Source organism: Streptomyces sp. MUM 2J (genome assembly GCF_022414535.1).
Taxonomy (GTDB): Bacteria; Actinomycetota; Actinomycetes; order Streptomycetales; family Streptomycetaceae; genus Streptomyces.
In genome coordinates, this window is record NZ_JADWYM010000087.1 from 1 (window position 1) to 5564 (window position 5564).

At 68.1% G+C, this 5564-nt stretch carries 5 protein-coding genes and 3 pseudogenes; 2 read left to right on the forward strand and 6 right to left on the reverse strand.

Annotated features, from left to right (window positions below):
- Positions 1 to 126: 126 nt before the first annotated feature.
- The 3 genes and pseudogenes from I3F54_RS31640 to I3F54_RS31650 all read right to left on the reverse strand — a co-directional run.
- Positions 127 to 201: pseudogene (locus I3F54_RS31640) on the reverse strand (transposase); the annotation flags it as partial.
- A 128-nt stretch (positions 202 to 329) separates the two neighbouring features.
- On the reverse strand, positions 330 to 830 hold the full coding sequence (locus tag I3F54_RS31645; protein ID WP_240122372.1) for an N-acetyltransferase: 501 nt from the start codon (positions 828 to 830) through the stop codon (positions 330 to 332).
- 174 nt (positions 831 to 1004) lie between these two features.
- Positions 1005 to 2180: a nitroreductase family protein gene (locus I3F54_RS31650; protein WP_240122373.1), complete on the reverse strand. Its 1176-nt coding sequence runs from the start codon at positions 2178 to 2180 to the stop codon at positions 1005 to 1007.
- 178 nt (positions 2181 to 2358) lie between these two features.
- Here I3F54_RS31650 and I3F54_RS31655 point away from each other — a divergent pair, with 178 nt between their 5' ends.
- Positions 2359 to 2916 (forward strand): TetR/AcrR family transcriptional regulator, encoded by a 558-nt coding sequence (locus I3F54_RS31655; RefSeq protein ID WP_240122374.1) that lies wholly within the window; start codon positions 2359 to 2361, stop codon positions 2914 to 2916.
- Here I3F54_RS31655 and I3F54_RS32675 read toward each other — a convergent pair.
- Both I3F54_RS32675 and I3F54_RS32275 read right to left on the reverse strand, forming a co-directional pair.
- Positions 2804 to 3157, reverse strand: a pseudogene (locus I3F54_RS32675) (hypothetical protein); the annotation flags it as partial. The gene I3F54_RS31655 and the pseudogene I3F54_RS32675 sit on opposite strands and share 113 nt — an antisense overlap.
- A 66-nt stretch (positions 3158 to 3223) precedes the next feature.
- Positions 3224 to 4753 carry an RICIN domain-containing protein gene (locus I3F54_RS32275; protein WP_308374176.1) on the reverse strand — a complete coding sequence of 510 codons (1530 nt, stop codon included), beginning with the start codon at positions 4751 to 4753 and terminating at the stop codon, positions 3224 to 3226.
- Between the two features lie 80 nt (positions 4754 to 4833).
- Here I3F54_RS32275 and I3F54_RS32460 point away from each other — a divergent pair, with 80 nt between their 5' ends.
- Positions 4834 to 4977, forward strand: coding sequence for a hypothetical protein (locus I3F54_RS32460; protein WP_308374177.1), 144 nt, complete (start codon positions 4834 to 4836; stop codon positions 4975 to 4977).
- A 109-nt stretch (positions 4978 to 5086) separates the two neighbouring features.
- On the opposite strand, the pseudogene I3F54_RS31670 reads toward I3F54_RS32460, so the two are convergent.
- Positions 5087 to 5497: pseudogene (locus tag I3F54_RS31670) on the reverse strand (integrase core domain-containing protein); the annotation flags it as partial.
- Positions 5498 to 5564: the final 67 nt, after the last annotated feature.

The window sequence follows — 5564 nt, forward strand, 5'->3', positions numbered from 1 at the left end:
CGAACAGGCCGATCATGGCAGTCCGGACGGCCAGTCACCGCCATTCTGCGGATTTCCCAACGGAGTCGTTCACGCGGGGGATGAATGCATCTCAAGGCTGCTCTGACGTGGACTTCAGATTATCCGGCGGGCGGAGACGCCTTTGAGGCTGTTGACCAGCTTGGAGACGGCGACCTTGGGTGGGTAGTGCACCAACAGGTGGCCGGTGGACGACAAGGCGCGGCATGCGCCTCAAAGGCACCGTGCCGTGGCGACGCGCTACGACAGGCTCGCGGTCCGCTACGAGGCGACCGTCCTCGCCGCGGTCATCAAAGAACGGCTGTGACCACTCACACGGTCCGTTCCATGCAGACCAGTTGGTCCCGCTCGTCCCACGACTCGGCGACGGTGAATCCGAGCCGCTCGTACAGGGCCATCGCGCCTGTCCGCCACTTCCACACCGACAGCCGCACCGCGCTGACGCCGCTTTCCGCAGCATGCACGAGGGCGGCGCTGACCAGGCTGGACGCGACGCCCCGCCCCCGGAACACCGGGTCCGTCCAGAGCCTCTTGACCTCGGATCGTCCGTCGAGAGGGGCGGTCACCACGAGGCAGCCCACCGCGATGTCCCCGCTCACCGCCAGCAGCACGACGTCATCGACGAACACGGCCTGTGGATCCGCGATCTCCACCCGGTAGCGGTCCGGCAACTCATCCACACCGGCGACGGCTTCCCCCTTCTCGGCCTGCGTCTGCAGATGGTAGGTCGCCAGCAGAGCTGCCAGCCCGTTCTGGACGGAAGGGGCCCGACCTGGCCAGCGGACGATGGCAACCTCGCGTGGGTCAGTCATGACGTGAGCATCGCATGACACTTGCCAGGGCAGAACGAGTATCTTGATCCGCCTTCGGTACACGCCCTGGGGGTGTCCTGAAGATCTTGGGTCCTGGTCCCGCAACTCGCGGACCACCGGCCCGAAGAGAAGTGGGGACGCCCGGGCGGAGCCCTGTCGCACCGGGCCCCGGCCTCACCTGGTCGCTCGGTGGTCGACCACCCAGCTCACGTCGTAACGTGGCAGCTCGGGAGCTCCCTGAACACCTCGTTCTGCGGGTGTCAGTACTGCGAAGTGGCCGTCGATGCCCAGCTCCTGGCAGCCCGTCTCCCAGTTCGCGCACCAGATCCCCAGTGCCACCGGCGCGTAGTACCGCGACGTGGTGGAGGCACAGAAGTCGAACCTCACCGGACTCCCCCCACCCCCGGCCGGCTCGGTCACCGCGGCGCATCGGGTTGTCTGGCCGTTGTACGACGAGGGGGCCCACTGGCACACCTCGTAGCAGCGCCCGAAGGCCTTCCAGGGGGACCGGGCGACGTCCAGGGGCTCGCGGAAGTACGGATCGGCGAAGAAGAGTGATGTCAGCGGCAGCCGGCGGTGCTGCAAGGCCTGCATGGCGCGGATGGCCGAAGGCATGAACCGTGAACGGTATCCCACGGCACAGACACAGATGACGTGGTCCTTCTCTGAGTCGAACCGGTCACCGAGGTGTTGCACCACACTCTTCTGGTCGGCTCCCGGGCCGATCCAGCACGTCGCCAGCCCCATCCGCGTGGCGTGCAGAACGACCTTCTGCAGACTGCGGCCGACATCGACGACCGCCAGGCGGTCATAGGTGCGGGGGGCTATCGCGACGAGGAACTCGTGGGCGCCCACGACTGGCCAGACGGTGAGCGGGGCCGCGACGTACTCCATCCGCACGGGGCTGTCGCCGATCAGCCGGTCGGGTCGAGTGTGCGCGCGGACGGACTCCATGAGTTCCGTCCGGTGGGCGGGAGTCAGGTCCCGGGACTGGAACGACCGGCACGAGCGTCGGGCACGCATGAGATCGAAGGCTCCGAGGCCGTCCCTGCGCTCGGGCACGGCCTCGGTGGGGTGCAGTCCGAGCTTGACCGTGACCAGGTCGAAGACGAAGGCGAGGAGCAACAGCGAGGCGATACCGGCCGGCAGCCAGAACAGGATGACCGGCCAGGACCCGATCACCCACCCCACTGCCGCGACCAAGGCGAATGCGAGCGCGACGAACGCGTTGGGGAGGTACTGGAGCCAGCCCGTGAACTGGAGCCGGACCTTCAGGCGCCAGAGGGCGGACCCCCCGGCTCTGGGTGGAGCGCTCTCGGCCCTGCTCCGCTGCACGCCACTCTGAGTCATTCCCACGCCCTTGTCCGGGTTGCCGCCACAGTGGGCAGACCACCTCGTCTGACCGCTCCGGACACCCCGGAGACGACATCCAAGGTAGGGACCCGCCCCGGTTTATTGCAAGTGGCCACTTACAATAAACCCGGAACGATCCCGTCTGCGTGAGGTCCGGAGAAAGATGCCCAAGGTCGTGAATGTCGACAATCTGTTCGAGGTTGTGGTCCAGGTGTTCGCGGAGCGTGGCTACGACGCAGCCACGACCCAGGAGATTGCCGCGAGAGCGGGTGTGAGCGAAGTGACCCTGTACCGCCGCTACGGAAGCAAAGCGGCCCTGATCGAGGCGGCACTGACCCACCGCCTCTCAGCATCACCCTTCGGCCGGGTGGTCGCAGGGGGCGATGTGAGGGCGGACCTCGCCGCGATCGTCCACGCGTACGACATGACGAACCGCGCCTACGGCGGTGCCGTCCTGACGCTGCTGACCGAGATCCCCCGTCACCCGGAGTTGCGCAACGCCCTCTCCGCCCTCATGCCGAACCTGCAGAACGCAGCGCGGATCATCGCGATGCACCAGGAACGGGGGCATGTCGGCCCCGGCGATCCGCTGCAGAAGGTGGTGTTCCTGCTCTCCCCGCTCATCGCCACGGGGCTGTGGGATCGTAGCGGGGCCGGCACGGACACGTCCGAACTCTCTCCGGAGGCCGTCGTCGACGCGTTCCTGGAGGGACACCGCCCGTCGCCGTCCTAGACGTCGTGTCCCGGGACCTCGGCTGCACGAGGTCGTCGCGGGTGGGCTGGTGCGGGATGTCCGCGAGCGGTCCGGGTGGCTGGTCGAGGACGAGACGGTAGTCGCTCCCGGCGGTCCGGCTGACAGGTGGTCGGCCGCCGAGCGCGGTGTGCGGGCGCTCTTGGACGTGGTGGTCCACGAACTCGGCAAGCGCGATGCGGCGTTCGTGCCCGGAGGTGCAGTCGCGGACGTTTGCCCACTCGCGGGCGTGCGTCCAGGACGATCTCCGACGTCATGTCTGACGTGCCGCACGGTCGGGCCGTTGCTGTCACGAACTCCGGTTCATCACGAAGACGAAACTCTCGGAGTTGTAGTAGTTGGGAAGTTGGGCGAGATACGACCCCCTCCTGGGCGGGTTCTCGCTCCACCAGTCCTCCGGTCCGAAAAGGTGCGAGGAATAGTCGCTTGCGGGGACCGGGGGCACGAACTGCAGGCGGAAGGCGCCTGCATCCGCCTGGGGCTCGATTATCCACAGCTGGGCGGACCGGCGGTCGTGGCAGTCGCTCTGGACGACCCTGACGACGTTTCCGCCGCCGTCGGTGCCGTCGAGGCACTTGTTCGTACCCACGTTGCGAATCTGGTAAGCGCCGTAGCCGGCCTCCACGGACTCCCATCGCTGCCAGGCGCCCGCGTTGCAGTCCTCGAGGCGCAACGCCGCTCCGGCGGCTTCGCTCTGCACGCCCACGCAGAGTCCGGTGCTCCTGTTGACGAGTTGGAAGCCGGCCGGTGGTCGGGTTGGTGTGCGCCCGGCGGGAGTGGCGGGCGCCTTGGCCTTGGCAGCGGTGGTCGGCGCCGAGGTGTTGGCAGGAGCGGTCGGAGCGGGAAGGGGTGTCGCCGGGCCGGATGTGGGGGAGGCAGGCCGGGAAGGACCGGCTGGTGCGACGGCTGACGGCGCCGGGGTCGGGAGAGCCGACCCCGGAGGGGCGGCGGTCGCGCGGGCCAGTGGCCTCCTGGTGTCCTCGAAGGGGCGCGGGATAACGACGACAGCTGCCGTGAGCGCGGCCGCAGTCACTCCAGCCACGGCCGCAGCGCGCAACGGCGAGGCCGCGACCAGCGCCCACAGTTGACGGGCACGGCCAGGTGCGCAGGTCCGACCTGTGGACGCGGTGGCGCCCGGCGTCGGCTCCCCGGGAGCCGGGCAGTCCTCGTCGCCGTCCTCCGCCTGCGCGGCGACCGCAGCGGCGCTTGCGGAGTCGACAAGAACTTTGCTGAGGACGACCGCAGTTGCGCTCTGCACGACGGTGAGTTCGGCGCGGACCCGAGAGCAGCTCCGGCAGACGTCAGCGTGCAGATCGAGCTCCTGGGAGCGGTGGGAGACGCTGCCTCGCACCGCGTCGTCCATCACGGCGGTGAGGTGACGGCAGGTTCGGCTGGGGGCCTCGGCCGCGTAGGACCTCACATACGCTTCGCTCAACTGTCGTCGCGCGGAGACGGCGCTGACGCTCCTCGTTCCGGCCCGGGAAGCGGACGTGGCGTCTACGGATGTCTCGGCCAGTTCGGGGCACAGGGCTGCCTGCGCGGTCGGATGCAGACTCCGGAAGGCACGCAGGAGCAGGGAGTCGTTGGCGGCCATCGGGTCAGGTGCTCCTCGTGCATGTACACAAGCGCTGGTGCTTGCCCAGCCTGTCTTGCTTGTTGGGGGGGAGGGCACGTCAGCCGGGCCCGATGGGTTGCTCACTGAGGCGGTTGTCCTGAGGAGGAGAGGAGATGACCGGGCCGATGTCGACCTCTCTGTCCGGAGCAATGACTGCGGTCTCGCCTGAGTTCTTCGGGATGGAATAGTGGAGGTGGGCCACATGTGGCGTCAAGTGCCCAGGCTCTCAGCGCAGATGTGAGGAGGAGCCTCGGTCGGCCCGCAGGGTCCGCCACCGGCAGCTGGTGGAGATCCGCGCGTCCGCGGCGACGGCCACCCTGCACGCGACCGTCCCGGACAGCGAAGGCAGCACCCTGCTGGCCGTCCTGGCGGACGTACGGCGCAGCCGCAGCCGCACACGACCCGGATGGTCCGGCTCGGGGGCGTGAGCCGATGGGGGCTCGGTGCCGCGATCGGCGCGCTGGTCACCGAGCGGGACTGGGAACTCCCGACTGCCGGCGCGACGCTGGGTGAATCGCCCCGGGTTCGGTAGAGATCTCAGATTGTGGTGATGACCTGGGGTTTCTTGAGTTCGGTGTAGTAGTTGGCTTCGTATTCGACGGGCGGGATGTGCCCTATCTCACCGTGGAGTCGGCGGTGGTTGTACCAGTCGATCCACTCGGCGGTGGCCAGCTCGACCTGGGAGAGCGTCTTCCAGGGTCGCTGGGGTTTGATCAGCTCGGTCTTGTACAGGCCGATCGTGGACTCCATCAGGGCGTTGTCGTACGCGTCACCGACGGATCCGATGCTCGCCGCGATGCCGGCGGCGTCCAGGTGTTCGGCGAGGCGGAAGCTCGTGTACTGCGACCCGGCGTCCGAATGATGTATCAACTCGCCTGGCTGGATGGGATGTTGGTTACGGTCGCGCTGCCAGATCGCCATCTCCAGGGCGTCCAGTACGAACACCGTCCAGGGGCCCGGCAAAGTCGTTGGTCATCCGGTCAGGAGAAGGTTGATGGGGCGGTCGGTGTCGCGG

Excerpts from the sequence above, each read along its gene's own strand:
- I3F54_RS31650 (WP_240122373.1), bottom strand. The coding sequence starts at position 2,180 with ATGACTCAGAGTGGCGTGCAGCGGAGCAGGGCCGAGAGCGCTCCACCC.
- I3F54_RS31645 (WP_240122372.1), bottom strand. The coding sequence starts at position 830 with ATGACTGACCCACGCGAGGTTGCCATCGTCCGCTGGCCAGGTCGGGCC.
- I3F54_RS32275 (WP_308374176.1), bottom strand. The coding sequence starts at position 4,753 with ATGTGGCCCACCTCCACTATTCCATCCCGAAGAACTCAGGCGAGACCG.